This window comes from Alteromonas abrolhosensis (assembly GCF_001953635.1).
GTDB classification, from domain to species: Bacteria; Pseudomonadota; Gammaproteobacteria; order Enterobacterales; family Alteromonadaceae; genus Alteromonas; species Alteromonas abrolhosensis.
Window position 1 is genome coordinate 287,183 of sequence record NZ_MEJH01000004.1, and the last position, 26,110, is coordinate 313,292.

Annotated in this window: 23 protein-coding genes; 8 read left to right on the plus strand and 15 right to left on the minus strand. The window is 45.1% G+C overall.

Translation table 11 applies throughout. The annotated features are described in order from the left end of the window. Window positions 1-4: 4 nt before the first annotated feature. From trpCF to BGK61_RS08770, 4 genes are read right to left on the minus strand one after another with little or no spacing between them, the layout of a single operon-like run. Complete coding sequence (trpCF, locus tag BGK61_RS08755) at window positions 5-1,414, minus strand: bifunctional indole-3-glycerol-phosphate synthase TrpC/phosphoribosylanthranilate isomerase TrpF (RefSeq protein ID WP_076026050.1); 1,410 nt, start codon at window positions 1,412-1,414, stop codon at window positions 5-7. Then, window positions 1,407-2,438, minus strand: coding sequence for an anthranilate phosphoribosyltransferase (gene trpD / locus BGK61_RS08760; RefSeq protein ID WP_014997909.1), 1,032 nt, complete (start codon window positions 2,436-2,438; stop codon window positions 1,407-1,409). Before trpD ends, trpCF begins: the two co-directional genes overlap by 8 nt. Further along, a complete protein-coding gene (locus BGK61_RS08765) occupies window positions 2,431-3,063 on the minus strand; it encodes an aminodeoxychorismate/anthranilate synthase component II (RefSeq protein WP_014997910.1) in 633 nt (210 codons plus the stop codon). Before BGK61_RS08765 ends, trpD begins: the two co-directional genes overlap by 8 nt. Continuing rightward, a complete protein-coding gene (locus BGK61_RS08770) occupies window positions 3,060-4,796 on the minus strand; it encodes an anthranilate synthase component 1 (protein ID WP_014997911.1) in 1,737 nt (578 codons plus the stop codon). Before BGK61_RS08770 ends, BGK61_RS08765 begins: the two co-directional genes overlap by 4 nt. Before the next feature lie 278 nt (window positions 4,797-5,074). Here BGK61_RS08770 and BGK61_RS08775 point away from each other — a divergent pair, with 278 nt between their 5' ends. From BGK61_RS08775 to dkgB, 6 genes are all read left to right on the plus strand, one after another. Continuing rightward, window positions 5,075-5,932, plus strand: a complete 858-nt coding sequence (locus tag BGK61_RS08775) for a PHP domain-containing protein (RefSeq protein ID WP_076012353.1) — start codon at window positions 5,075-5,077, stop codon at window positions 5,930-5,932. 226 nt (window positions 5,933-6,158) lie between these two features. Further along, entirely contained in the window at window positions 6,159-6,779 is a 621-nt protein-coding gene (locus tag BGK61_RS08780) for an L-threonylcarbamoyladenylate synthase (protein ID WP_076012352.1), read from the plus strand. A 223-nt stretch (window positions 6,780-7,002) separates the two neighbouring features. Next, window positions 7,003-7,866, plus strand: coding sequence for a segregation and condensation protein A (locus BGK61_RS08785; RefSeq protein ID WP_076012357.1), 864 nt, complete (start codon window positions 7,003-7,005; stop codon window positions 7,864-7,866). After that, window positions 7,853-8,446 carry an SMC-Scp complex subunit ScpB gene (gene scpB / locus BGK61_RS08790; protein WP_014948948.1) on the plus strand — a complete coding sequence of 198 codons (594 nt, stop codon included), beginning with the start codon at window positions 7,853-7,855 and terminating at the stop codon, window positions 8,444-8,446. The genes BGK61_RS08785 and scpB overlap by 14 nt, the downstream gene beginning before the upstream one ends. 39 nt (window positions 8,447-8,485) lie before the next feature. Next, window positions 8,486-9,382, plus strand: coding sequence for a 23S rRNA pseudouridine(2605) synthase RluB (rluB, locus tag BGK61_RS08795; protein WP_014948949.1), 897 nt, complete (start codon window positions 8,486-8,488; stop codon window positions 9,380-9,382). Between the two features lie 228 nt (window positions 9,383-9,610). Then, window positions 9,611-10,414, plus strand: coding sequence for a 2,5-didehydrogluconate reductase DkgB (gene dkgB, locus BGK61_RS08800; RefSeq protein ID WP_076012351.1), 804 nt, complete (start codon window positions 9,611-9,613; stop codon window positions 10,412-10,414). Between the two features lie 186 nt (window positions 10,415-10,600). On the opposite strand, the gene BGK61_RS08805 is transcribed toward dkgB, so the two are convergent. Together BGK61_RS08805 and BGK61_RS08810 are read right to left on the minus strand one after the other, a co-directional pair. Further along, window positions 10,601-11,173: a sugar O-acetyltransferase gene (locus BGK61_RS08805; protein ID WP_014997915.1), complete on the minus strand. Its 573-nt coding sequence runs from the start codon at window positions 11,171-11,173 to the stop codon at window positions 10,601-10,603. A 41-nt stretch (window positions 11,174-11,214) separates the two neighbouring features. Then, a complete protein-coding gene (locus BGK61_RS08810) occupies window positions 11,215-11,886 on the minus strand; it encodes a DUF4097 family beta strand repeat-containing protein (RefSeq protein WP_014997916.1) in 672 nt (223 codons plus the stop codon). A gap of 681 nt (window positions 11,887-12,567) precedes the next feature. On the opposite strand from BGK61_RS08810, the gene BGK61_RS08820 reads away from it, so the two are divergent. Then, window positions 12,568-13,854: a DUF445 domain-containing protein gene (locus BGK61_RS08820; protein WP_076012349.1), complete on the plus strand. Its 1,287-nt coding sequence runs from the start codon at window positions 12,568-12,570 to the stop codon at window positions 13,852-13,854. A 120-nt stretch (window positions 13,855-13,974) separates the two neighbouring features. Here the strand turns inward: BGK61_RS08820 and tmpT are convergent, their stop codons facing one another. The 6 genes from tmpT to BGK61_RS08850 all read right to left on the minus strand — a co-directional run bounded on the left by tmpT (window position 13,975) and on the right by BGK61_RS08850 (window position 21,395). Next, window positions 13,975-14,628: a thiopurine S-methyltransferase gene (gene tmpT, locus BGK61_RS08825; RefSeq protein ID WP_076012348.1), complete on the minus strand. Its 654-nt coding sequence runs from the start codon at window positions 14,626-14,628 to the stop codon at window positions 13,975-13,977. Between the two features lie 106 nt (window positions 14,629-14,734). After that, window positions 14,735-15,091 (minus strand): outer membrane protein assembly factor BamE, encoded by a 357-nt coding sequence (locus BGK61_RS08830; RefSeq protein ID WP_014997919.1) that lies wholly within the window; start codon window positions 15,089-15,091, stop codon window positions 14,735-14,737. A gap of 124 nt (window positions 15,092-15,215) precedes the next feature. Continuing rightward, window positions 15,216-16,901 carry a DNA repair protein RecN gene (gene recN / locus BGK61_RS08835; RefSeq protein ID WP_076012347.1) on the minus strand — a complete coding sequence of 562 codons (1,686 nt, stop codon included), beginning with the start codon at window positions 16,899-16,901 and terminating at the stop codon, window positions 15,216-15,218. A gap of 398 nt (window positions 16,902-17,299) precedes the next feature. After that, window positions 17,300-17,809: a DNA starvation/stationary phase protection protein Dps gene (dps, locus tag BGK61_RS08840; protein WP_076012346.1), complete on the minus strand. Its 510-nt coding sequence runs from the start codon at window positions 17,807-17,809 to the stop codon at window positions 17,300-17,302. A 262-nt stretch (window positions 17,810-18,071) separates the two neighbouring features. Beyond that, window positions 18,072-18,947 (minus strand): NAD(+) kinase, encoded by an 876-nt coding sequence (gene nadK, locus BGK61_RS08845; protein WP_014997922.1) that lies wholly within the window; start codon window positions 18,945-18,947, stop codon window positions 18,072-18,074. Between the two features lie 90 nt (window positions 18,948-19,037). Continuing rightward, window positions 19,038-21,395, minus strand: a complete 2,358-nt coding sequence (locus BGK61_RS08850; RefSeq protein WP_234349518.1) for a fatty acid cis/trans isomerase — start codon at window positions 21,393-21,395, stop codon at window positions 19,038-19,040. A gap of 181 nt (window positions 21,396-21,576) precedes the next feature. Here BGK61_RS08850 and BGK61_RS08855 point away from each other — a divergent pair, with 181 nt between their 5' ends. Next, window positions 21,577-22,737, plus strand: coding sequence for an iron-containing alcohol dehydrogenase (locus BGK61_RS08855; protein ID WP_076012355.1), 1,161 nt, complete (start codon window positions 21,577-21,579; stop codon window positions 22,735-22,737). A 102-nt stretch (window positions 22,738-22,839) separates the two neighbouring features. On the opposite strand, the gene BGK61_RS08860 is transcribed toward BGK61_RS08855, so the two are convergent. Genes BGK61_RS08860 through BGK61_RS08870 form a run of 3 tightly spaced genes read right to left on the minus strand, consistent with a single transcriptional unit; the run spans window position 22,840 to window position 26,103 of the window. Then, window positions 22,840-23,607, minus strand: a complete 768-nt coding sequence (locus BGK61_RS08860) for a 3-hydroxybutyrate dehydrogenase (RefSeq protein WP_014997925.1) — start codon at window positions 23,605-23,607, stop codon at window positions 22,840-22,842. Continuing rightward, complete coding sequence (locus tag BGK61_RS08865; RefSeq protein WP_076012563.1) at window positions 23,600-24,670, minus strand: extracellular catalytic domain type 2 short-chain-length polyhydroxyalkanoate depolymerase; 1,071 nt, start codon at window positions 24,668-24,670, stop codon at window positions 23,600-23,602. Before BGK61_RS08865 ends, BGK61_RS08860 begins: the two co-directional genes overlap by 8 nt. Continuing rightward, window positions 24,667-26,103, minus strand: a complete 1,437-nt coding sequence (locus BGK61_RS08870) for an E22 family MetX-like putative esterase (protein ID WP_076012564.1) — start codon at window positions 26,101-26,103, stop codon at window positions 24,667-24,669. The genes BGK61_RS08865 and BGK61_RS08870 overlap by 4 nt, the downstream gene beginning before the upstream one ends. Between the last annotated feature and the right edge of the window lie 7 nt (window positions 26,104-26,110).

Consider the following 26,110-nt stretch of genomic DNA (forward strand, 5'->3'; position numbering starts at 1 on the left):
TAAATTAGTAACGGCGGCAAATAGCAAAAAGCGCGTCGAGTTTTTCTTCGCTTTTCACGCCTGGGGCGGTTTCTACGCCTGAATTCACATCAATAGCACCACAGCCGGTTGCAATAGCTTCTGCAACATTCTGGGCGTTAATACCGCCAGCAAGCACTAACTTATGCTTCGCTTCGATATCGTTTAATAGCTGCCAATTGAACGCTTCGCCTGTACCGCCTTTGGCATCACCCACTTGGCAATCCAGAAGAACGCGGCTTACAAGGTTATTATTTAAGTGTCTGTCCACTGCGTCTGGTAGTGCGTCAGAAGAGGTTGCTTTAACACCTTCGACTTTCCAAATTTCACAACCTTCTGGAAGCTTGGCAGCAAGCGCTGAAATGTAGGTGTCATCTTCGCTGCCGTGAAGCTGCACGGCAAAAAGGTTGAGCGAGGCGGCGAGTGATGTCACTTCATCAATGTCGTGATTAACGAACACACCAACAAAAGCACCGTCAACGCTCTGCGTTATAGTCAAAGCCTGTGCTTCGCTCACACAGCGTGGCGATTTTTCAGCGAAGATAAGCCCGCCAAAGCTAGCGCCTTTATCAAACGCCATTTGCGCTTGTTCAGGGTTGGTAAGCCCACACACTTTAACTGCACCATTCACTAACGTTTTCACTGCGCGCGGTAGGTCAGACTCTGCCATTAACGCACTGCCCACCAAAAAGCCTTGGGATACAGGCGCTAAACGAAGCACGTCTTGGTGTGTGTAGATGCCCGACTCTGAAATAACCACGTAGTCATGCGTGGCTTTTTCAAGCATGGGCACAAGGCGTTCGGTGGTCGCTAAATCGGTAGAAAGGTCGCGTAAGTTGCGATTATTGATACCAATGATGTTGGCTTCAAGGGCAATAGCGCGCTCCATTTCTTCTTCATTACTTACTTCGGTAAGAATGTCTAATGACAGAGCATTGGCAACGCTTGCCAACTCGCGATATTCGTCATCATTTAGCACACTAAGCATTAATAGCACTGCGTCGGCATTATAGTGACGGGCTAGATACACTTGATAGGTATCAACGAAGAAATCTTTGTTAAGCACAGGGTGAGCAACACGCTCAGTAACATAAGCTAAGTACTCAAATTTACCTTGGAAGTACTTCTCGTCTGTCAGCACAGAAATACCGGCAGCGTAAGGCGTGTAAGCAGCTAAGATCTCGTCTAAATCGAAATGCTCTCGAATAAGGCCTTTTGAAGGCGATGCTTTTTTGCATTCGAAGATAAAGCCTGCATTTGGCTCACTAAGTGCCGCAAATAAACCCTTTTCAGAAGGAACTAGATTCGCCTTGAAGCTTTCTAGCGGCAGTGCTTCTTTGCGTGCGGCCACTTCTTCTCGTTTGTCTGCAACAATTTTCTCAAGCACATTAGCCATTCGTGCTTACCTCCTGAGTAATTTTGGCAACCTTCGTTAATAACTGCATGGGTAACCCTTCGGCCATAGCGTTCATCGCCATTTCAGCCCCATCTTTGAAGGTTGAGGCTTTGCCGGTTACTTTCAACAGTGCCCCGCAGTTCATAGCGATAGCGGCACGGTGCGCCTCTTGACCTTCGCCGTTTAGCGCTGCTTCAACAAATTGTCTGTTTTCTTCAGGTTCACCACCTTCAATCGCAGAAAGAGGATAATAAGGTAAACCGAAGTCTTTAGCGGTAACGGTAAGCTTGCGAATATCACCGTGCTCAAGGTCGTAAATCATTGATTCGCCATGAAGAGCCAGTTCATCCAAGCCATCGCCATGCACAATCATTGCGCGGTGTTGGCCAAGCAGCATAAGGGTTTTTGCGTAAGGTTCAAGCAGTTCAGGCGAGTATACGCCGAAAACGCCATGAGTTGGACCTGCCGGGTTTGCCAGTGGCCCCAGTATATTAAATAAGGTTCTGGTCTTCATCGCAGCGCGCACGGGGGCTGCGTGGCGCATACCTGCGTGATAAACCGGTGCAAAAAGAAATGTGAAATTTGCTTCATCTAAGCACTTGCGGGATGTTTCCGGGCTTATTTCTAACTTCAGTCCAAACTGGCGAAACAAGTCAGCAGAGCCAGACTTACTCGACACACTGCGGTTACCATGCTTTGCTACTTTCACGCCACAAGATGCGGCAACTACACCGGCTGCGCTGGAGATATTGATGGTATTGTGTCCATCTCCGCCTGTACCAACGATATCTGCGAACTCATAAGACGGTGTGGGAAAGGGCAGTGCGTTTGCAACCATGGCACTCGCTGCACCCGCAATTTCACTGGGCGATTCTTTTTTCATTTTCAGCGCAGTCAGCACTGAAGCAATCATCACTTCGCTTTGCTCACCGTGCATGATGCTGTTAAACAAGCTGTATGCCTCGGTTTGCGACAGTGATTCTCGCAACATGATTTGTTCTAGTAGAGGGCCTGCGTTAAGCATGGTTCGCTCCCTGTAACGTTAAATAGTCAATACTTTGCTTTAACAGCAAACTACCGTGGGCTGTTAAAATAGATTCTGGGTGGAATTGGAAACCCAACATGCGATTTTCGCTGTTGTAAACTGCCATTACGGCCTCACTGCCGTCATCGTTTATTGTAGATGCGCAAACAGTAAGGTTTTCAGGCAATGAATGTGCCACTAAAGAGTGGTAGCGTGCGACATGTAAGGGCTGCTGTAAGCCTTTGAACATGGCGTCTTCAGAATGGGTAATGGCAGAAGACTTGCCGTGCATAACTTGGCTGGCGCGACCTACGGTGCCGCCGTAATGCTCAACAATAGCTTGATGACCTAAGCAAATGCCGATCACGGGGAATACACCGTGTACCTTTTTAAGTAACTCAGGCATACAGCCGGCTTCACTTGGTGCGCCTGGACCTGGTGACAACATAAGAAGCACTGGGCCTTTCGTTGCTTGTTCCTGCATTCTTTCAAACAAAGCATCTGCTGAAACCGTGTTGCGATAGACCTTAATGTCTAGATTTAAGGTGCGCAGTTCGTCCACAAGGTTGTAGGTGAATGAGTCTACATTGTCGAGCAAAAATAGGGTGGTCACTTGCTGATTCATGCGTTGCCTCCTTCATTTAACGCAACGTTGATACTTTCAGCTTCTTCTTGTAGCGCTGCTTTTACTGCACCAATTACCGCTTGTGCCTTAGCGCGAGTTTCATCAGCTTCAGCTTGTGGAACCGAGTCATATACTACACCTGCACCCGCTTGAATATAAGCCGTGCCGTTTTTCACAAACGCTGAACGAATGACAATACAAGTGTCCATATCGCCTTGACCATTCAAATAGCCAACCGCGCCGCCATAACTGCCGCGGCGTTTTTTCTCTACTTCGCGAATTAACGTCGCTGCGCTTACTTTTGGTGCGCCAACTAGGGTACCCATATTCATGCAGGCTTGATAAGCGTGCAGTGGATCTAAGTCGTCACGTAGCTGGCCAACCACGCGCGACACCAAGTGCATCACGTGAGAGTAACGGTCAACTTTTAGCAGGTCTTTCACATAGCGCGTCCCTGGGCGACTCACCTTTGCCACATCGTTTCGGGCAAGGTCAACCAGCATAATGTGCTCAGACTTTTCTTTGGTGTCTTCGCGAAGATTAAGCTCAATACGGCTGTCTAAATCTCTGTCGATACTGCCATCAGGGCGCTTGCCGCGCGGACGGGTACCCGCAATCGGGTAAATCTCTACCTGATTGCTTTCTCTTTCGTATTTAAGCGCTGATTCAGGAGAGGCACCAAATATGCTGAAAGCGGCATCTTGCATGTAAAACATGTAAGGGCTTGGGTTTGATTCTTTAAGTTTAGCGTAAGCAAGTAGCGGCGACGGGCAGGGGAGAGAGAATGTGCGCGAGGGCACAACCTGAAAAATGTCGCCGGCTAAAATGTGCTGTTTTAAGTCCAGCACATGGTTGCAAAACTGTTCATCACTTAAATCAACACTAACTTCAACGCTTGGGTCAAAAGAAGAAAGTGACTGTCCGTTTTCGGTTTCGTTTGGGCTTTCTGAGTCGGAAACGAGTGACTGTCCGCTTTGTGCTTCACTTTCTACATCAGTAATTCTTGCTGTCTTTGCACCCACTAGTACGGGCTCAGAAGGCATATCGTGTAGCTGCTGATGAATTGCTTCTAAGCGCTGCGCAATGGCAAAGTATTGCTGTGCAACGTCTTGTCCGCTAAAAACACTACCAATTAAATGGGTCTCGCGGGTTTGGTGGTCAACGGTAATTAAAGTTTCTGCTAAGTAAAACACAAAGTCTGGACAGTCATTTTCACCTTCTGCAACATCGGGTAATTTTTCAAAGCCTGCTAGCATGTCATAGGCAAAAACACCGCCTAAGAAAACGGCGTGGGGATGTTGTCGAATTGGCGTTATCTTATTGATAACAATGCGAAGCGCGTCCATTACGCTTGCGGCCTTTAAGCGACTGTCTTCGTCAAGTTCACCGTCGGCTTCATCACACACCAACGTAATAGAAGTGTCTGTCCTTTCTTTAATGTGTAGGCCGTCAGGGGCATGGTCAACAAATAAAGGTAAGACCGAAGCGCCGTTGCCTGTCAGAGCTTTCACTTCAACGCGGTTGCCCCGACATTCCATGCGCAGTGCTGCATCAACCATCAGCAAGCTTTGTAAATCGTCTTTAGAATCAATTTCTGCCGACTCTAAAAGCAGTGCGTTATTTTTATTGCCACAAAGGTGCGCAAACGCGGCGAGTGGATCGTCGACATAATGCCCCACCTGCTCAATTGTCTCTACCTTACCTGGAGAAATCCCCAGTTCCGCTAAACTCATTTTTGCTACTCTCCAACTGCAAAAAGACAAAAAAAAGGCCCGTATAAACGGGCCTTTATGTGTATTCATTCACGCACTACAGTGCACACCGCCCGTTAAGTTAGGGAGTGCCACCACCAAGCTGCAACTGTCATTGCTGTTGAAATATTGTATGAATGCATGAATTACTCGTTGTTTTACCAAACTTCAATAGGATTTGAAGCGGTTAGTACGTATACTTTGTGTGTATAGAAGAAAACAAATTGCCTTTTGTGTCAACCTAAAATTTGCATAAGACATTGAAAATAGATCTACATAGTCATACAAAATTCTCTGATGGTCATTTAACGCCAGAAGAATTAATCCTTCGCGCGCATACCATGCAGGTGGATGCGCTTGCCGTAACCGACCACGATACCGTTGCCGGTTTAGAAGAAGCACACGCCACTCAATCGAAGCAAAAACGTGCATTAACCATTATTGATGGTGTTGAAATTTCCACCACTTGGCACAGTTTCGATATCCATATAGTTGGATTAAATGTGGACAGACACTGCCCAACGTTTCTTGAAAGGCTGCAAGGCCAGTCTCAAACTCGTGAAGCCCGGGCTGAAAAAATTGCCGATAAGCTCGAAAAGTGTGGGTTTGAAGGTGTTTTAGCGCGCGCAAAAACGCTAGCTGGCGTTGGTCAAGTAACGCGGGCTCACTTTGCGCGAGTATTGGTAAACAACTACGGTGTGCCCAGTATGGACGCCGCGTTTAAAAAGTATTTAGGAAAAGGCAAACGCGCGGCGGTTAAAGCAGAGTGGCCAAGTATTGAAACGGCTATCGAGTGGATCCACGATGCAGGTGGACAAGCTGTACTGGCTCATCCTGCTCATTATGATATGACAGCGAAGTGGCTACGGCGTTTGGTGGCCTTGTTCGAACAAGCCGGTGGCGACGCCATTGAAACTGCATTCCCAGGTATTAATAAAACCAAACAAGAGCTTATTAATGAGCTTGCGCAAACCCATCAGTTACTAGCATCGGCGGGCTCTGATTTTCACTTTCCGTCTCGTTGGACTGAGCTGGGTAAGAACCTCGGCATTAGCAGCAAGCTCACACCCGTATGGCATAATTGGAAACAATTTGAAGGGCAGATGGCCGAGAGCTAAGGAAATCTAATTTGCAACGCTCTCGGTATAAATGGGCAAGGTAAGGCAAATGGTTCACGTACGGTTGATGAGCACTATCGCTAATTTAAATGCCGAGAGTTGGTTAGTAGAAAGCCCAAGAGCGAGTTTAACCAACGAGCTTAACAAGCACGCTTAACGAGTGGACAGACACTTACCCCGTTGGCAAAGTAGTATCGTTCTGCGCGTTTAAGAAAAGGAAGTAATTATGAGTCAATTTTTCTATGTGCACCCCGACAACCCACAAAAGCGCCTAATTAGTCAGGCTTGTGAGTTAATTCGAGAGGGAGCAGTGGTGGTGTATCCGACAGACTCAGGCTACGCCATAGGTTGCCAAATGGAAGACAAAAAGGCGCTTGAGCAGTTGTGTCGTATTCGTCAAATCGATAAAGATCACAACTTTACCTTAATGTGTCGAGACATGTCTGAGCTATCAATTTACGCAAAGGTAGACAACACGGCGTTCAGACAAATTAAGAACAACACGCCAGGGCGTTACACCTTCGTGTTGAAAGCGACCCGCGAAGTGCCAAAGCGTTTGCAAAACCCTAAACGTAAAACCATTGGAATTCGCGTGCCAGATAACGCCATTGCACTTGCATTATTGGAAGAGCTGGGCAAACCATTGATGTCTACGTCTTTGATTTTGCCAGGTAACACCATGGCTGAATCAGACCCAGATGTCATTCGCGACAACTTAGAAAAGCAAGTAGGGCTTATTATTCACGGTGGTTACATTGGTGAGCAGCCCACTACCGTGGTTGATTTGTCGGAAGACACGCCAATAATTGTGCGACATGGCACGGGCGATCCGTCTCCCTTTGAGTAACTTTTGTTTTCCTGTTTTTTGAACAGGTTGTTGTAAATAGCCTATTTTAAATAGCTTCTTTTGCTTGTTGTGGGTGAGAGTTATAGTAGGAAACCGTTCGCTATGTTGCGAGGGCCTGTAGCGCTTCGATGTACAGCGAAGCGCTGCAGGCTCTCGCGTGAACGCATGAATAATAATATCAATAATCGCCGCTTTGTTAGCGCGTAAAAACGGTTGTGGAACTGTGTCAGAGCTTGTTAAAGAAAACAATAACGATAATGAGGCCTCTGTTGAGAAGGGGCTTTCGACACCTGTTCAGCAGCCGTTGCCACTTGCGTTTATTAATGGCGAAGCGCTAATTGAAAAGCCTGAAGATCTCTTCATTCCCCCCGATGCCCTAGAGGTCATATTAGAAACCTTCGAAGGGCCGCTCGACTTACTACTTTATCTGATTAGAAAACAAAAGTTTGATATCACCACACTGCCCATCGCTGATGTTACCAAGCAGTATATGGAGTATGTGGATGCCATGATGTCGCTAAAATTAGAGCTGGCGGCAGAGTACTTGCTGATGGCAGCCATATTGGCAGAAATTAAGTCTAGGCTTCTATTGCCTAAACGCAGTGACGATTCCGACGAAGAAGAAGACCCTCGAGCAGAGCTTATTCGCCGATTAAAAGAATACGAGCTAGTAAAGCAAGCGGCAGAAGATTTAGATATTCAGCCTAGACTTGAACGGGATATTTTCACCACTCACGTTGAACTAAGTGAGAATGTGGCGCCAATTCGCATTGAGCCCGATGTGTCTTTAGCTGAAATTGTATTGGCGTTCAGTGCGGCCATGAAGCGCGCTGAAGCGTTTGAACACCATACCATTGCACGGGAAGCACTGAGCACCCGAGAGCGCATGTCGCTCATCTTGTCGTTACTCACAACAACAGAATATACGCCACTTGAACGCCTATTTACGGTTGAAGAAGGTAAAGCTGGAGTAGTGGTTTGCTTCTTAGCAATTTTAGAATTAGTAAAAGAACAGCTAATTTTATGCATTCAGGCAGGTCCTTATGCAAAAATTCATGTAAAATTAGGTGCCCATGAAGAAAATTAACACGGCGCAGCTTAAACAATTGGTAGAGGCAGCAATATTTGTTGCTGATAAACCTATTTCAAAGCAGCATTTAAAAGAAACGGTACTCAATGAGTTTACCGTCGCTGATAGAACCTTGAGTAAGGTGATTAACGAGCTAAAGTTAGACTATCAGCCAAGAGGCATTCAATTGGTGGAAGTAGCAAGTGGCTATCGCTTTCAATCGTTAGATGCGTTAAGCCCGTGGTTAAGCAAATTGTGGCAGGAAAATGCGCCAAAGTATTCTAGAGCAATGCTCGAAACCTTGGCACTCATTGCCTATCGTCAACCTATAACCCGCGGAGAAATAGAGCAGGTAAGGGGCGTGGCGGTAAGCAGTAATATTATAAAGACACTCACAGAACGAGACTGGGTAAAGGTAGTAGGTCACAAAGAAGTGCCTGGGCGACCAGCACTTTATGCAACTACCAAAGGCTTCTTAGACTATTTTTCGATGACGTCGTTGAGCGATTTGCCCAATGCTGATGCTTTCGAAAACATGGCTGAAAGCGTTGCGTCAGACTCGCCGCTTAAGGTGTTAAATGAGGCACCGTCTGAATAGACCGTGCGACCGTAAACAAGCAATTAAAGAGTGAAACCCATGACTGAAAAGTTGCAAAAAGTACTGGCTAACCAAGGGCTAGGCTCGCGACGAGAAATGGAACGTTGGATTGAAGAAGGCCGAGTATCGGTCGATGGCACCAAAGCGACATTAGGAGATAGAGTTGATCACACTGCACAAATCCGTGTTGATGGTCATTTGTTATCTCGTCAAACAGAACAGCCAATTTGCCGAGTGTTGATGTACAACAAACCCGAAGGTGAATTGTGTAGCCGTCACGACCCTGAAGGTCGCGATACGGTATTTGACCGTCTACCCGCTATTCGATTAGGGCGCTGGATCACCGTTGGTCGTCTAGACATGAACACCAGTGGCCTGCTGTTATTTACCAACGATGGTGAACTAGCCAACCGCCTAATGCACCCAAAATGTGAAGTAGAACGCGAGTACGCAGTGCGTGTATTCGGTGAGGTAACGGGCAAAACGCTACATACCCTTCAAAAAGGTGTAGAGCTGGAAGACGGCGAAGCAAAGTTCCTGACAATTTCAGGTGCGCCTACGCCGCAGCATGCTGAAGATGAAAGCATGAACCGTTGGTACAACGTAACGTTGAAAGAAGGGCGTAACCGCGAAGTGCGTCGTCTTTGGGAGTCGCAAGGCGTGCAGGTTAGCCGCCTGATCCGTGTTAAGTATGGCCCCATTGAACTGCAAAAGCGTCTACCGCAAGGTGCGTGGGTAGAACTAGGGTTAGAAGACGTGAACGCGCTTCGTAGCCATGTTCAACTGCCGGATGAAACGCAAACTATGGTTAATGTACGCCAGGGCAAACTTGACCACGCGCGTTTAAGTCGCATGCGTCGCTCGGTTAAAAAGCATAAAGTGCGTAAGCAACAAGGCTTAAATAAACGAGCTGGGCGTCCCGCCAAACGTAAGTAATAGTTAATTTATTCTTGACGTGTAAGTGATTACTCAAAGCCGCAAGCGTTCGCTAGCGGCTTTTTTATTTCAGTGACGTGCATTATTCAACTTAATCACTAGGTTTGTCTCCCATTTAATTCTGATTTCAGTCACGATGATTACGATCTTCTTTCTAAGCGTTGGCGTAGCAAAGTGTGAAGCTGCTACGTCAAGTAGTGTAAGACAAACACGGAAAAGGAGAGAGTAATGAAAGATATGCCTCAGTTAGGAATGGGAACGTTTCGATTGAAAGGTGACGAGGCCCGTGAGTCAGTCAGTAAAGCGCTAGAGGTTGGTTTCAGACACATTGATACCGCACAATTTTATGACAACGAAGCACAAGTCGGCGATGCCATAAAAACCAGCGGGCTTGATAGAAGCGAACTGTTTGTCACCACCAAGGTGTGGCACGAGTCATTGGGCGATGCCCACTTTATTCCAAGTGTTCACGAAAGCTTAGAAAAGCTGAAGCTAGAATATGTTGATTTGCTTCTTATTCATTGGCCATATCCTGGCACTGATATTTCACTCGAAAGTTACTTAGGCAATCTTGCGAAGGCGAAAGAGCAAGGGCTTACTCGTCATATTGGGGTGTCTAATTTCACTATTGATTTGTTAGATAAGGCCGAAAAGGTTCTTGGTAAAGGCGAGATTTACACCAACCAAATTGAAATCCATCCTTTCATGCAAAATAAGAAAGTCGTTGAAGCGTGTAAGGAAAAAGGCATAAAAGCGACTGCATATATGCCATTTGCGGTAGGAAAAGTAATGAAGGACGAAACTTTATTGCGAATAGCGCAAAACCACGATGCGACGCCAGCGCAAGTTGTTCTGGCGTGGATGGAGAAACGTCACATTTACGCAATCCCTTCATCAACCAGTAAAGTACACTTGGCAGAGAATTTAGCTTACGGTGGTGTACATTTAACTGATTCAGAGCTCGCGCTTATTGATGATCTTGATAACGGCGACCGAATTGTAAACCCAGATTTTGCTCCAGACTGGGATTAACTATTTATAGAGAGCGTTTGTCTTTAGACTACTAAGGGGATAGCGTTTAATTTTACCTAGCTCTGTGTACTGGGCTAAAATCAGGGGCCGCCTTTGAGGTACTGATGGCGGCCCTTGAAGAGTGTTTGAATTACCGGTTCAGATTAAATCAATAGATGAGGTTTTGTAATAACTCATTAAAAAGCGTTACACGCTTTGTTCGGGCTGCTCTATTTCTTTGATGACTTTGGCTGGGTTCCCGCCTATGACCACATTGTCCCCAAAAGACTTGGTTACGACTGCGCCAGAGGCCACAACCACATTGTCTCCCAACGTCACACCAGGGTTTATGACCGCCATGCCACCAATCCAGCAGTTGTCGCCAATAGCTATAGGCTTGGCAATCTCGATGCCAGTTGCCCTATGTACAGGATCTAATGGGTGCGTAGCGGTGTACAAACCGACTTGAGGCGCAATCATGCAGTTATCACCTATCGTGACCTTCGCTGCATCTAAAATCACACAATTGAAGTTAGCGAAAAAGTTCTCGCCTACGTGAATATTTTCGCCGTAATCGCATTTGAATGAAGACTCGATGTAAAGCCTTTTTCCAGTACTACCAAACAGCTCTTTTAATATTCTTGTACGCTTTTTGTGGTCGCTTTGACAAGTTGCGTTGAGCTCGTCTAATTGCATTCGGCATTGCTTGCGCAATGCCGATAATGTTTTGTCTGACGGATAGTATAAATCGCCAGCAAGCATCTTTTCTTGTTCAGTCATGTCATTCCGAAACGTTAGGCTTAGATATTCGAGCCGATACGTTACTGTGCACCACCGTAGCTTACAACGACTTTTTGCTTTAACTCATCACTTTCAATGTCTAGGTTAACAGGGCGGTGCAAAACAATGCTGCCGTCCACAGTAACCGATGCACTAATCGATAGAGTAGGTTTGTTATCAGATTTTTTGCCCCAAGAACTCTCGCTTTCTTTATATACGATATCGCCTAAAACATGAGAAGAGCCAGATAAAGTAATATCGCCGTTGAGTGTTTTGATGTGTTTTTCAATGGTTGTATCAACGGCTGTTATGTCTCCATTCACTGTTTCAACGCTACCACCAATTGTACTTTGTGTAGGAAGCGTAACATTTCCATTTACAGTTTCTACGCCCTTAAGCACACTGAGGTGTGAAGCTGCACTTACATCGCCATTTACAATATCGATATTTCGGACAGACACATGGCTACCCATTTCAAGATTGCCGTTAACGATACTGACTTCATCCGCGCCACCATGATCGCTAATTTCCACATTGCCATTAACAGAAGAAATATCGCCAGCGTGCTTCCCTTCAGCTATGTCAATATTGCCTAGAATAGAACTGAAGTCACTGCCTTCTAATGCACTAGCGTCGCCAACATGGATAACGCAGCCCGTAAGTAATGAAGCTGATAGCAGCATAGCAGCACTGGCAATAATAGACTTTTTCATATTCTTATATCCTAAAGTGTTTGGTGAGTGTGATAAATAACACGCTTATGTCACTGTGTTATATCATTTTTTTCTAAAGTTTTACTGAAATCTTTACCTGCATAGTAAGTGTTATCATATTTCGTGCCACTCATTAAAATTCAATGTAATCATGGGGTTATACAGTTTTTACAACAATCTAAAACTTCTAAGTTAGTGAAATTCTTCACTAAATTGCCTCATCGACTAACGCATCGCGAATCTGACCAATTCACTATTCGATTATTAAAATAAAGCATGGTACAGGAATGGACAGACACTTGCTAACAGTTGCAGAAGCGCCAGCAGTACAGGAATGTACAGGAATGGACAGTCACTCATTAGTCAGTGCCTGAATGACAATGAGATGGAGGTTAGGATGCCTGAATAGCAAAGGGACTAAATATAATCATTTAAGTGTGTGTCCAGAGGGGACAGGTAAAAAGTGGATTATTTGAGTGTGTGTCCGGCAAGGACAGGTTGAAAAGTAAATGCTGGGCTTTTTTGAATAGGCCTGGTGTTTGCATTCTTAAAAGTGAATATGGGAAGCTGGCGGCTCTAGGCTTTCTGTGTTTGTTTCCCCTGAAAGAGCTTCTTGCTAAGGAAGTCGGTGCAGTGCAAATCGGTCTCAATGCTGGACGAATATTTTGAATGGAGTAGTAGATGCAGGACAAATACACGCAGTTAAACAAGGCGAAAAGGCTAGCTTTGGCCTGTTTAATTTTTGCTGCAAGTGTTTTTATCGGAACAATATTAATTCCAAAATTTTATTCAAGTTTGGAAGGAGCATGGTGGCTGGGGCTTATTAAAATGGCCAGCGAGGCGGCGCTTATCGGCGGCCTTGCTGATTGGTTTGCCGTAACTGCACTGTTTAAGCCAATACCTGCTCAATACCCCATTCCGCACACCAATATCGTAGCAAGCAACAAGTCTGTTATTGCTAATAACTTGTCTTTGTTCGTTAAAGAGAAATTTTTTCATCCTGAAGCGATAGAACGTCTTATTCGAAACAGTGACCCAGCCAAAGGCGCAGGAAGATGGTTGTCACAAGAGAGAAACGCTACCCGGTTAAGTCGCTTTCTATGTGATGCTTTTGCAGGTGTTCTCCGCGTGCTTGATGATAAACCTGTTAAAGCATTTATCACTAAAACAGCACAGAAGGGCATTAACCAACTTGATCTTAGACAGTTGATGGCGACCTCGTTGGGCGCTGTGACGAAAGAACGTCAGCACCAGGTTGTCCTTGATAGAGTGCTGGGAAAACTGGCCAAACTGCTCGCAGAGCCAGAAACCCAAGTTTACATAGCAGACACTTTAGTGGTTTGGTTGAAAACCGAATACAGTCGTATTGAAAAGTTATTACCCTCTAGCTGGTTAAGCGAGCAGGGGGCGTTAATTGCGGTTAAAGCTGTTTCAAGTATCTTAGACGATATATATGCGGATGAGCACCACCCCATCCGCCATGCGTTTGACGAGCAAGTACATGAATTTCTTTATGAATTACAGCACAGTCCGTTAATGGAGAAAAAGGTTAACAACTTCCGCGAAAAAATTATCAACGACCCAGCGTTAAACGCATACGTTCAGCAGTCATGGGCTAAGTTTCATCAATGGTTGTTAGCGGCTCTTGAAGAGCCAAATGGTAAAGCTGAGACCAAAGTATCTGGACTTCTAAAGGACTTGGGCACCACGTTAACGCAAGACAGTGAGCTAGCAAAAGCGTTCAATAAGCACATTGGAGAAGCGGCTAAATATATGGCGCCTGAGTTGGCTGAATTTCTAACCCGTCACATTCGCGACACCATCATTAGTTGGGATGAACGTGAAATGGCTGAGCAGGTAGAGTTGAATATTGGCCGCGATCTTCAAAAAGTTCGCATAAACGGCACGATCGTAGGCGGGTTGATAGGTGCAATATTGTTTGGCATAGAGGCACTGCTTGGCCTCTAGCCGCAATTCAAAGCAATGCCATATGGCATTGCTTGACCCTCGCTTTTTAACTCTAAGCTCGGAATAAACTGCACTTTGTTTTAAATAGTATTTGTCGGCCACAAAAAACAAGAAAAACGCCTATTTTGCCGATAGCGCAAAGACTAAATTATCAGCGTCTACTTTGCCTTTCAAACCGCCTTCAAGCACCGAGCGCTCTAACCTTTGAATGTTGTAGTCCGCTGAATAAAGAGCGTCGACGGTTTTTTCGTTTACGCTAAAGGGAGGGCCGGCCATTTCATCCTGGTCATACTCGAAAGAAATGATTAGCTGGGGGGCGCATTGAGTAATGGCCATTAAATGCGCAGCATATTGCTCGCGAAGCGGGCTAGGCAGCGCGACTAAAGCGGCTCTATCGTAAATGCCCTTAACGTCACCTAAGTCGCTTGATGTAAGTTTAAAGATATCACCTACGTAAATGGCTAAACCGTCTTTAGCGTAAATTTTACCGTTGGAAGTAGTGGTAACGGTAGGCTCTACACCTAGCTCTTCAAACAGCTGTATAATAGCCACTTCGCTTAGCTCAGCACCAACTACTTCACAACCTTGAGCTAGTAGCCAACCAATGTCACGGGTCTTACCACAAAGTGGGACAAATATGCGGCTTGATGATGAGCTAGGGCTATCGTCGCCAATCAAAAAAGATGAATATTTTACGAGAAGCGCATTGCCCTCAGGCTCGTGAAATCCAATTTCATTTTTTTGCCATTTACTGTGCCAAAAACTGTGTTCCATATAGACCTCAATTGGGTAAGCGACATATTTCTAAAAACAGGCGTCTTTAAGAAGGGTATTAGAAACAAAAAAAGGTAGCGTGAAATCGCTACCTTTTTAAAATTGCTTAGTTATCAAGCGGTGTGTTGAAGTCTTCAGATAGTTCGAAGTCACCTTCAACCGTTGTCACTTTGTTGTCCACAAAGTTAATCACCATTTGCTTTTGAAAATCTTCGCCACGTTTTTCCATACCGCGCTTCATATCGTAAACATAGTACCATGTGTCATCGTCGAACGAGTCTTGAACAACGGGGTTACCTAGTACATAGACTACTTGTTCTTTTGTCATCCCAACGCGCAGCTTCTCAACGTCTCTTTGATCCAAGAAGTTACCCTGAGGAACGTCGATTCGATAAATCCAGTTCGAGCAAGCGGTTGATGTTAGTGTGATACCAAGAATTACTATTAGGTGTTGCAACTTCATGCGTTAATTTGTCCAGTATTGCCTTTGTTAGTGTCAAAGAATTTCGCTAGAGCAAAATTCGAGACTGTTTTATTGCAAGCGCGAAGGCATGCTACATTGACAACTATGACCAATCAACTGCATTTTAGTTCGATGCTGCGCTTTTAAGCAGTTCTTTTGCATTCGCTAGCGCCGATTTGGTTACTTTGTCACCAGCTAGCAGCCTTGCCAGCTCATCGATTCTGTCTTGTTTAGTCAGTGCTAACATTTGCGTTTCAGTACTTTCCCCATCGGTAAGTTTGGTTACAAACAGTTGATTGTGCGCTTGCGCCGCTACTTGAGGTAAGTGCGTCACACACATTACTTGCGATTGCTTACCTAATTTACGTAAAAGCCCGCCTACGATCGATGCTGTAGGACCGCTAATACCCGTATCAACTTCATCAAAAATCATTGTGGGTGTGGCATGATTGCCGCTCGCTATAACCTGAATAGCCAGCCCTATACGAGAGAGTTCACCACCTGATACCACTTTTTCTAGCTTATCAGCATCTTGACCAGGGTTAGTAGACACTCTAAATTCGACGGCATCTAGCCCCGTACTTACAGGCTTTTTAAGCTCGTCGTACTGAATTTGAATATCCACTTTGGCATGGGGCATATTCATTTGACGAATTTGAGCTTCAATATCTTCACTTAGCTTAGTTGCTGCACGCTGTCTGCTCTCAGAGAGTCCTTTAGTCGCAGTTAAATAGGTTGCACGTGCATCTTCTACTTCACCTTCAAGCGTACCTAATAGTGTTTCCTGTTCTGAGAGCGAATTGAACTCGGCGGCTAACTCTTGGTGATGTTGATATAGCCCTTCAGGCATCACTGTGTGCTTGCGAGCAAGTTCCATAGCCTTCGCATAGCGCGCTTCAACTTGCTGTAAGCGAAGCGGGTCTATTTCTAAATGATCGCAATAGCTTCGAAGTTCTCCTGCTGCTTCTTCTACTTGAATTGCCGCATCATTAAGTAAGGCAATAATTGGCGTTAAGCTAGCGTCGTGGGCCTCTAGTTCGCCAAGACGTTCAATGCTACTTTGAATAACCGATAGAGCATTACCTTCATCGCTTTCATACAAATTGTACACACTGGTCTGGGCCTGTTCTAAAAGGCTTTGGCCATTGCTCAGACGTTTGTGTTCTATTTCTAACTCTTCAAACTCACCTTCCTCAATGGCAAATTCATCGAGTTCTTGCACTTGATAGGTTAATAGCTGAATTCTATCCTCGCGCTGCTGGGCTTGCTCTTGAAGCGCTTTTAGGGTGCGTTGTTTGTCGCGCCAAATTGAATAGGTCTCTTTAACTTGGGCTAACATGTCGTCATGCTTGGCGTAGCCATCGACTAGCTCTCTTTGATGGTCTTCTTTGAGCAATTGCAAATGAGTATTTTGACCGTGAATAGCCAGCAAAAACTGCCCTAAGCCTTTTAATTGCTGAAGGGAAGCGGGAATGCCGTTGATAAAGGCTTTTGATCGGCCTTCTTTTGAAATAACTCTGCGAATAAAGCAGCTATTCTCATCTTCGTCTGAGGTGAGCTCATGTTCATCGAGGAAGGCTTTAGCTAATGCATTTCCGTTTAAAGAAAAGTGAGCGATGATCTCCGCTTTTGCACTACCTTTTCTCACCGCATTTGCGTCGGCACGCTCGCCCAAGCACAAGCTTAAAGCGTCAATAGCAATTGACTTACCCGCACCGGTTTCACCGGTTATAGCAGTCAACCCGTTTTCCAGTTGAACTGATAATTGTTTTACAACAGCAAAATTAGAAATAGAAAGATGCGCTAACATAACCACACTCGAAAAGTTGAACATGATGATATATACAGTAACTGATAATATATACAGTATTTTTTCTGTGTAAAGTTAAGTCGTAAATATTTTACTTAAAAATTAAAGTGGATTGTGAAAAGTTCTAATAAATCAATATCATACACAACATTTAAAAAGGGTGGTTATGAGTAACCTATTAATAAAAGGCTGCGCTAGGTGCGTTCGTTACGTGGTTATACAGTAGTAAATTAGCTCAATGTTAAGTAGCTGAGTAACTCAAAAGCTAGCGGTGAAGAATTCCACAACGCAGTAGAGAACCAGATAGCAAAAAGGAGAGCGTAAGCTCTCCTTAAAATTCAATTTCAATTAAATAGCAGATAGTCCGAATGACTATGTTGTTTACCAGCAATTATACATTATTGCTGAAGTTCACCACTACCTGACTCAATATGAGCACGAACGAACCACTGGAACTGCTCTAAATCGGCTAACTGGCCAGTTACCATATCTTCCGATACGGCATCAAGTTCACCCAATGTATCAATAGCCTTGCGGTGATCGCCGTTCACTCCTTCGTACACTGCATCAAGCGCTTTCAAGTGGTCTAAAACTAGACCTTTTCCAATCTTGTAATCTTCCCAGCTTCTACCTTCCACAATGGCTTTTGGTGTGCCTTTTGGAACACCACCAAGGGTAGCAATACGCTCAGCAATGGTGTCCGTCATGTCACGAACTGCATCTACTTGAGGATCAAGCATTTCATGCACGCCAATAAAATTAGGACCGACTACGTTCCAGTGAATATGTTTTAGCGTAAGCTGTAAATCTAATAGCGCAACCAATCGTTGTTCCAATACCTCAATTGTTTTGGCAGCGGCATCGTTATCCATTCCAGGGGCTGTAAATTTGATATTGGTGTTACTCATGATATCTCCTATTGAATGCAAATAAATCAGCAAGATGCGAGGCATCTGTAAGTCCAGACGTTAACTGTCCTCGCGCTGACAACTTGTGATGATAAGTGCAACAGGTATGCCGAAATCTAGAAGTTTGATAAGTCTAGGTTTTCGTTGAAGAAATTGGGGAATATTAAAAATTCTTTATTTTTCAAGCCTGTAGCGATTAAGAAAATGCTACAGGCTTATGTAATAAATGCACATGTGACTCGGTGGAGAAGAGAGGAGGGAGCTAATAGAGCTTACTACCCCAACCTAACTTTTTGCGAAGTACATTGAAATAGCTATAGCCTTTAGGATGAACAAGGTGGAGCTTGTCCACGCTTTTGTTTATACGTATTTCATCGCCAGGTAGTACGGGTAAAACAATGTGACTGTCGCAGCTAACCTGTAGTGAATCGCTGTTAACCTTAGACACTTTCATCGAAACCTGACTGTCTGCGTCTACGACAATAGGGCGGCTACTTAAAGTATGTGGAAACATGGGGACTAGGGTAAGCGCGTCCAGCTTAGGCATAATTATTGGTCCGCCAGCAGATAGAGAGTAAGCTGTTGAACCTGTAGGCGTGGCTACTATCAACCCATCACTGCGCTGACTGAAAACAAATTGATCATCAATGTAGATTTCAAATTCCATCATATGAGCAACTTTTCCGTGGTGAAGTACCACTTCGTTTACAGCCGAGTTATTACTTTTGAGCTTCTCGTGTCGATAAACTTCAACTTCAAGTAAGAAGCGCTCTTCAACCACGCACTCACCGTTGAAAATGAGATCAAGCTGTTGGGCGATGTCATCAGGGTGAATGTCTGTTAAAAAGCCTAAGTTTCCACGGTTAACGCCGACCACGTGAATATCAAAACGAGAGAGAACGCGTGCAGCGCCAAGCATGCTGCCATCGCCACCTACTACAACAGCAAGATCGGCTTCTTTGCCAATAGTAACAAGGTTACAGGCGGTAAAGCTCTCTGTTTCAAGCTCTTCAGCAATACTTTCCTCAACCAATAATTTGCATCCTTTTGCCAACAAATATTCGGCAAGAATGTTTAAGCTGTCATGAGTTGCAGCGTGTTGAGGTTTTCCAATTAAAGCAACGGTTTGATAGGGCATGGAATGCTAATGTCCTTTCATTTCCAATGGTTGGACATTAGCACAGGTGTTTTGTAAAAGAAAAGTGTAAAACGGCGCACAGTGTACGGTTTAGCGATCTTCTAATCGATTGTAGTCTAGAAGGCCACCCTCAATGGGGTAGTGCTTGCTAGACCACTGAATTAATTTATCACTAAACGCCCAAAAATCTGGGTTTGTTCTGCGCATGCCAATGTCATCAAGGAGAGCCTTATAATCGGCTTCGCTTTTAATTGATTTAAGCCTTTCTATCGACGTCGCTACTTCTGATACTTTGATATACCAAAATGCATCTGGGTAGCTGCCCAACAATCCGTGGACAAGTGTAATTGAGTCTTTGGACGGTTCGCGATTTTCTTCTTCCTCGAACAGGCTATTAACGTTGTAGTGGGCGCTATTTCTAAGGGCAGTAAACACATCAATATTGTCTGGATTTTGATCATCTTGAATGACAATCATCGTAGTCTCTGGCATCAATGTGGCCTGCTGAGCAGGTAGCGAATCTAAGCTTGCTAAAACCTCATAATGTTGGGTAGTTAGCATATTTTCATTGAAGGTCGACATGCTCGGCTGAACCGCTGATAGGTGTTGCGATAGCATTTGGTAAAGTTCATTTTGTGGGTTATCTGTTTTAAACGTGATACCTGCGGGCTGTTCAAAACTATTGATATCACCTTCTAAATAATCAGTCAGCTCAGGGCCGGCATTTTGATACCAAGCGTTGAGAAGTTCATGGCGAGTGGTTGGAGGAAGCAGATTAAGGAAGTTTGATTCACCCTCCATACGCAAGAAATCCATATACAAACGGGTCAATAACTGGTGGCCATAATTGCCGTACACATCGAAACCTGCAACAAGTAAATAATGAATGCGCTCTAATAGCGCATAGTCAATAACCCATGCGGTTTTAGTTGGTTTTCCAACCATCCCTTTAACGACAGTGGCATTATCAAAGTGACGAAAAACGGTCAAGCTGGCATTCGTGTTACTGCCGTCGCCGTCCCATATACTCGACATATTTAAATGCTCTTCATTTTTAAATTCATGGTTTAAAAAGGTGGTTCTGGCACGCATATATTCGCCCTGGCGTTTTGCGTATTTCACCCAATTAACGGCAAGAGCTGTACTATCTTTTTCGGCAGGGAGGTGAAGGTTTTCTCTTTGAGAGGCATAAAAAGCATTAACTTTTTCAGATGCTGCGATGTCTGGGTCGACAAAGAAAACCCAAAATCGGTCGTTAATAACGTTTAGAGCTATTTGACCTCGGCACACTGGCCCTTTGATATAACCCATAATAGTGTTTTGCGCGCGCTCTAACATAAACCGATAACGGCTTTCCACTGGCAACAAGGTAAAGGCGGTGAGTGGGTTTGCCGCTACATCGGGCTTGTAAGAAGGCAATGTTTCAACAGAGAATTCTGTATCAATAAACCACAAGCGCCATTTATCCAGTAGCGGTTCGTTAATAGCGTAAGCCTGATGTGTTTTACTAACGATAGTCGAGAACACAGGTTGCAGACGATAGTAAACGCGGTCAACTTCTGGATCGTCGAAGGGCCTGCGGGTTGCAATGATATCTAACGTTTGTCCAGGTGGAGTGCGTGAGCGCACCAAATTAAAAAACTGAGGAGTTTTATCTTTTTCTGAGATATCTTCAAAATAGAGATGCGACGTAAACAAGTGCTCGTAGATGTAACGGGCAGAAAGCTGCATCTCGTTGCTATCACCATTAAGCCATGCCTCCAATTCAGATACTTTCTCGTTAATCTCCTTTGCAAGTGTTTTGGGCGAAGGTAATGGCGCACCATGGTTTAACCATTGAATGAGTGTGGTGTGCTCAGCTTCGGACAGGGCTGGCAGTGCGTAGGGCATGCCTCCTAGGGGCTGCCCTGCTATGTATCCGCCCATTTCATCAATAGTTGGGCATTGGTTTTGTCGGTTTAAGCTTATATCAAAACTGTCACCTAAATGGGCAGTTTGGGGTAGAGGGTGTTGTTGCTTCAGCAAAAGCATTTGCGCTAGCACTGACGATTGGGTCGGCGAAGTCTTGGTGTCTTCTTTAAAAGGAAGAACGTCGAAAAAGCCGCGCTCTCGCCACGAATCTACGCCGTGAGCATCGAGAAACATTCGATTGGGTTGGGCTGCGGTAAGTCGCGTGCCTTCATACACTTTTTCTTTGCTAGCTCCTCTGGCTATACCCTCTGGTGACGACATTTTAAGTTGGCACGGTGCATCATAACAGGCGTGACACACTACGCAGCGTTGCGTTAATACAGGGTTAACGTGGGTATCAAAGAAGTTATCAGGTAATTGCGCCATGGCTGGCACAGCATCGTTCGATGAAAGCAATGGAACATCAGGTTTCGGCCATTGCCATATCGCTAAAGCGATAATTGCCATAAGCAACGAAATCACACCGAATTTTTTCATAATCGTCGTCCACATGAAGGTTCTATCCAGTCTATCACTCATATTTAGATAAGGTGATGCTTTAAGCACCTTTTGTTAAAAAGCCGCACAAGAAAAATGCTTGCAACATTATTTTTACATTGTCATTGCTTTAGGCGTTGTACTAGGTATGCTGATGAAAAGAATTCGCAGCGAGGGAAACATGTCTCATCAAATTATTCTGCCAAGAGTGATGCACATAGGGAAAGGGGCGAGTCAGCGGGTTGCTGAAACGCTAAAAGGACTCAACTGCCATAAACCTTTACTGGTTACCGATAAAGTTATGGTTGAGTTGGGATATAGTGCTGCCATAGTACAGGTGCTGGAAGAGGCAGGAATAAGCGCCGATGTGTTTTCAGATACGGTGCCAGAGCCTACGGTACGGTCGATTTATCGCGGTGTGGATGCGTTCAAAACCCACACTTATGACAGCATCATTGCCTTAGGTGGTGGAAGCCCCATTGATAGCGCAAAAGCCATCGCTATTTTGGGTAAGTACGGCGGCGAAATGCGAGACTACAAATTCCCGCGGGTTGTAGATGAATCGGGGCTGCCAATCATTGCTATTCCCACAACAGCGGGAACGGGCTCAGAAGCTACCCGGTTTACCATTATCACTGACGAAGATACCACTGAAAAAATGCTGTGTGTTGGTTTAGGGTTTATGCCAACGGCAGCCTTGGTCGATTATTCATTAACGCAAAGTTTGCCTGCCCGCGTGACAGCCGATACAGGCATAGATGCGCTTACTCACGCTATTGAAGCGTTTGTTAGCCGCAAAGCCAATCTTTACAGTGATGCACAGGCGTTATCAGCCATGGCGTTAATTGCGCCTAATCTGCGTACGGTATTTGCAGACCCAACAAATGAAACGGCGAGAGAGTCAATGATGCTGGGCTCAACGCTCGCGGGTATTGCCTTTTCAAATGCTTCAGTGGCCCTTGTTCACGGAATGAGCCGGCCTATCGGTGCTGCGTTCCATGTGCCTCACGGCTTGTCGAATGCCATGTTATTGCCCGCGGTTACCGCCTTTTCTATTCCTAGTGCCTCTGTGCGATATGCACAATGTGCTCGCGCTATGGGTGTTGCTACGCAAAGTGACTCAGATGAGGTGGCGAATCAAAAACTTATCAACGAACTAAAAGCACTGAATGCAGATTTACAGGTACCTACGCCTGCCGACTTCGGTATTGACAAAGAGGCATTTTTTGCAGCAACGTCAACAATGGCAGAGCAAGCTCTGGCATCAGGTTCTCCCGGTAATAATCCACGCGTACCTACCATTGAAGAAATGGTTGCCATCTACGTATCTCTTTGGGAATAACGCTTTTGCGAAAACATTAAACGAAAAAAGACTGCTTATTGCAGTCTTTTTTATGTGAAAAGAAATATTCTTTAAAAAACTAAGCGTTAAATCGCTTACGGGTTATCTAGCCGTCCAGCCCCCATCAAGCACCATGGTTTGCCCTGTTATATTGCGGGCACTGGGTGACATTAAGAAGCTTGCGGTATCTGCAAGCTCTTCAACGCTAACAAATTGCTTTTTAGGCATGGGTTCTAGCATTATTTTTGTTATTACCTCTTCCTCGGTAAGATTGTTTTCTTTTGCCTGAGCTGCAATTTGTTTTTCCACCAATGGTGTTTTCACATAGGCAGGGCAAAGGGTATTGATAGTTACATCGCAATCCCCAGTTTCAAGCGCGATAGTTTTTGCGAACCCTAACAGCCCATGCTTCGCCGCTACATAAGCAGACTTATACGGCGAAGCTACCAACGAGTGAATAGAGCCTACATTGATAATACGCCCATAATTTTGCTTGCGCATGGCTGGCAAAAAAGCTTGGGTTAACAGAGCAGGGCCAACAAGCATGATATTTATAAGCTGCTGCCATTTATCTGTAGGGAAGTCCTCTATGCGTGAAACGTGCTGAATACCGGCATTGTTTATAAGCACATCAACGGTATGCTTCCCTAGTACCTCAGGTAGCGCTGCGACTTGCTCTGCATCGCAAACGTCTACCGCTACTGCGCTGGCCGAACCGTCTAAATGCGCAAGTCTGGTCACAGCCTCTTTCGCTGCCTGTTCGTTTATGTCGGCGATGATCACATGGTGCCCTTGTTTCATCATTGACTCAGCAATGCCAAAGCCAATGCCGCTTGCCCCACCCGTGATAAATATTGTGCGCTTAGTCATTGTTACTTCCATTGGATTTATTTAGTGAAGGTGCACTATTTAATGAAAACAGCAGCTGTTTTACTGCGTTGATTTGTGCGCCGTCCCTGTTGGCGTAATCGCTAGAGGCATAGCCCCACCAATCCCAACAGCCTTGTGGGTTTAACGGCATGAATAACGACTTTTTAGTTTGCGGATAAAGCACAACAATATTGTTGTCGTCAGCCCATTTATTCAGCCCTGTTTGGGTGGTGTAGGCGTCGCCAACAGCGTCTGAATATTGGTTACAGCCGTGAAAGCTAATGTGAGCTCTGCACGGCTCGCCTTGTGCACAGCTTTCAGGCACATACACAAAACCTTCGCTTGCTAATGTTTTGGCATCGCCACCCGCTATTTTTTGCTGGTCAATTGAATGTATTTGCCCTGATATTGACTCGTCGGGTGTCGCAATATCTTCAAAAAGATGAGAGAGCATGGCACCTGCTGCATCATAGTCGCAGTTCCCAATGAAGGGGCTCTCTGATTTCATGCAGTTAACCCCATTGTTTTCGGTGGGAAAAAGGTGTGCCATCGGCTTGTCATTGATATAGATAATATTTTGAGTGTCTGTCCACAATTTGTATTGCTCAAATAATAAATCGCTCACTGGTGCAATCACTCTGGCGTCTTGCGTACCGTGAAAAAGCCAGACTTTTGCGTCTTTCATATTGGAAAGCGACGCAATTTTTCCTTCAGTTTCATACTGTCTGGCTTTTTCATTCAGCGCTTCAAGGTTAATTTCTCCCTCTACCTTATTCACGCACTGCGCAAGGGCAGTGGTTATATCACCTTGTGCACAGAAATACGGGCCGCCAGCGATGACGCCCACGCCTTTTACCCAGTCACTGTGTGCTAACTGAAATTGTGTTGCCATGTAACCGCCTGAGGATAAGCCAGATACGGTAACGTTCTTTAAATCAAGGGTGAGTGACGGAAGCACGTCTTGCGCCGATGACTCGTTACCGAATACCGGTACACTAAGGGAAAGTGCGCTTAATACAGACAGACAAAGCGCGTGGCGTAAAAAGGGTGTAGATTTCATCATTGCATTGCAGCCTTATCATTTTCTAAAAATTGGCGAATAGCCTGAGCTTGAGCGGATACATTGGTGACACCTTCTAAATGACCTAATTTGCCATTTAGCGTAACCAATGTGCTGTCGTTATTCATTGAAGTTAAACCTTGGTGTGCACTTTGCGATAAGTAGGGCATAAGTAGCAAATCTGTTTGGGCTGGTATAAACAGCGTTTTAGCCTTGATCGACGCCAGTCCTTGCTCAAGATTACCTTGATGCCCAGCAACAAAAAGCTGGCAAGCTCGAACCAAATACAAAAGGTGGTTGGCGTCCATAGATTTTGCCCGGGTCTTCGCGCGCTCGCGTAGCCATTTCACAATACTGTGAGATTGGCGTATGTCGTTAAGCGGCGCTGACTCAACATTTTTAAACCCTAACGTGTTGCCGGTTTGGTTGAAAAACGAAGGGGTAAGGGCATTTTGCGTAATTAACATGAGCGAGGCTGCTAGGCCATCAATCGGCGCTTGCTCTTTGGTGTAAGCGCCGTTGTTCCAGTTCTTATCGAGGATAATTGGCGTAGCCCAGTGTTCCAGTGCTGCGGTAGTCCACGCATCGCTTTGGCCTGCGCCGATAACTGAAATCATACGTTCAACCCAGTCTGGGTAAGCGCTCGCCCAATCGATAGCCTGCATAGAGCCCATAGAGGGCCCAATAACCGCATACAGTTTGCTAATACCTAAACTTTCAAGAAGTGTTTTTTGAACATTTACAAAGTCACGTATTGTCACGACAGGAAAGTCTAAGCCATAGGGTTTTCCTGTATCTGGATTTATTGACGCAGGACCGATTGTAATAACGTGAGGGTCGTAAGCATTTAAATTGGCCAGCGTATCAACGCTTATTACATAAAAGCGGTTTGTATCAATCGCCTTGCCGGGGCCGATAATACTATCCCAGTAACCGGGCACTGAGTCGTTTTCATTGTACTTTCCAGCTGCGTGGGAAGATCCAGAAAAATAGTGGGTAATCAGTATAACGTTACTCTTAGCATCATTTAGTGTTCCGTATGCCTCCCAGCCAACTTTTACGTTTTTAATTTGTTTACCACCAAAGGTTGTGAAATGAGGCATTTCAAAAACGCGTTTTTCTACCATCAGCGAAGCATTGGAACGCGAAGCGCTCGGCGAGGAAGAAGCTGCCTCAGAGGAAGGTGCTTTTGAAGAACTGAGCAATGACGATGTATCTTCGAGTTCGCCAGCAATGGCCTGACAAGGTATCGTCAACATTAGCGTGGCAAATAATCCTACCAATGAGCGTTGCTTTTTAACTAAAAACACCTCAACCAAGTTTGCTAATGCTACCGGTTTCTGTACTCGTAGTGAGTCTGGCTGTTTCAATAGCTTATTGATGCCTTTGCTCTTATTCCACACTAACGTGGAAACAAGCGTCTTTTTCCAATTCATACTTTCT

Coding starts and splice junctions, on each gene's coding strand:
- rluB (WP_014948949.1), top strand. CDS start 8,486: ATGACTGAAAAGTTGCAAAAAGTACTGGCTAACCAAGGGCTAGGCTCG.
- tmpT (WP_076012348.1), bottom strand. CDS start 14,628: ATGGAACACAGTTTTTGGCACAGTAAATGGCAAAAAAATGAAATTGGA.
- BGK61_RS08820 (WP_076012349.1), top strand. CDS start 12,568: ATGCAGGACAAATACACGCAGTTAAACAAGGCGAAAAGGCTAGCTTTG.
- recN (WP_076012347.1), bottom strand. CDS start 16,901: ATGTTAGCGCATCTTTCTATTTCTAATTTTGCTGTTGTAAAACAATTA.
- BGK61_RS08770 (WP_014997911.1), bottom strand. CDS start 4,796: ATGAGTTTAGCGGAACTGGGGATTTCTCCAGGTAAGGTAGAGACAATT.
- trpCF (WP_076026050.1), bottom strand. CDS start 1,414: ATGGCTAATGTGCTTGAGAAAATTGTTGCAGACAAACGAGAAGAAGTG.
- BGK61_RS08850 (WP_234349518.1), bottom strand. CDS start 21,395: ATGAAAAAATTCGGTGTGATTTCGTTGCTTATGGCAATTATCGCTTTA.
- dps (WP_076012346.1), bottom strand. CDS start 17,809: ATGAGTAACACCAATATCAAATTTACAGCCCCTGGAATGGATAACGAT.
- BGK61_RS08780 (WP_076012352.1), top strand. CDS start 6,159: ATGAGTCAATTTTTCTATGTGCACCCCGACAACCCACAAAAGCGCCTA.
- BGK61_RS08855 (WP_076012355.1), top strand. CDS start 21,577: ATGTCTCATCAAATTATTCTGCCAAGAGTGATGCACATAGGGAAAGGG.
- BGK61_RS08860 (WP_014997925.1), bottom strand. CDS start 23,607: ATGACTAAGCGCACAATATTTATCACGGGTGGGGCAAGCGGCATTGGC.
- dkgB (WP_076012351.1), top strand. CDS start 9,611: ATGAAAGATATGCCTCAGTTAGGAATGGGAACGTTTCGATTGAAAGGT.
- scpB (WP_014948948.1), top strand. CDS start 7,853: ATGAAGAAAATTAACACGGCGCAGCTTAAACAATTGGTAGAGGCAGCA.
- BGK61_RS08830 (WP_014997919.1), bottom strand. CDS start 15,091: ATGAAGTTGCAACACCTAATAGTAATTCTTGGTATCACACTAACATCA.
- BGK61_RS08865 (WP_076012563.1), bottom strand. CDS start 24,670: ATGATGAAATCTACACCCTTTTTACGCCACGCGCTTTGTCTGTCTGTA.
- nadK (WP_014997922.1), bottom strand. CDS start 18,947: ATGCCCTATCAAACCGTTGCTTTAATTGGAAAACCTCAACACGCTGCA.
- BGK61_RS08805 (WP_014997915.1), bottom strand. CDS start 11,173: ATGACTGAACAAGAAAAGATGCTTGCTGGCGATTTATACTATCCGTCA.
- BGK61_RS08810 (WP_014997916.1), bottom strand. CDS start 11,886: ATGAAAAAGTCTATTATTGCCAGTGCTGCTATGCTGCTATCAGCTTCA.
- BGK61_RS08765 (WP_014997910.1), bottom strand. CDS start 3,063: ATGAATCAGCAAGTGACCACCCTATTTTTGCTCGACAATGTAGACTCA.
- trpD (WP_014997909.1), bottom strand. CDS start 2,438: ATGCTTAACGCAGGCCCTCTACTAGAACAAATCATGTTGCGAGAATCA.
- BGK61_RS08870 (WP_076012564.1), bottom strand. CDS start 26,103: ATGAATTGGAAAAAGACGCTTGTTTCCACGTTAGTGTGGAATAAGAGC.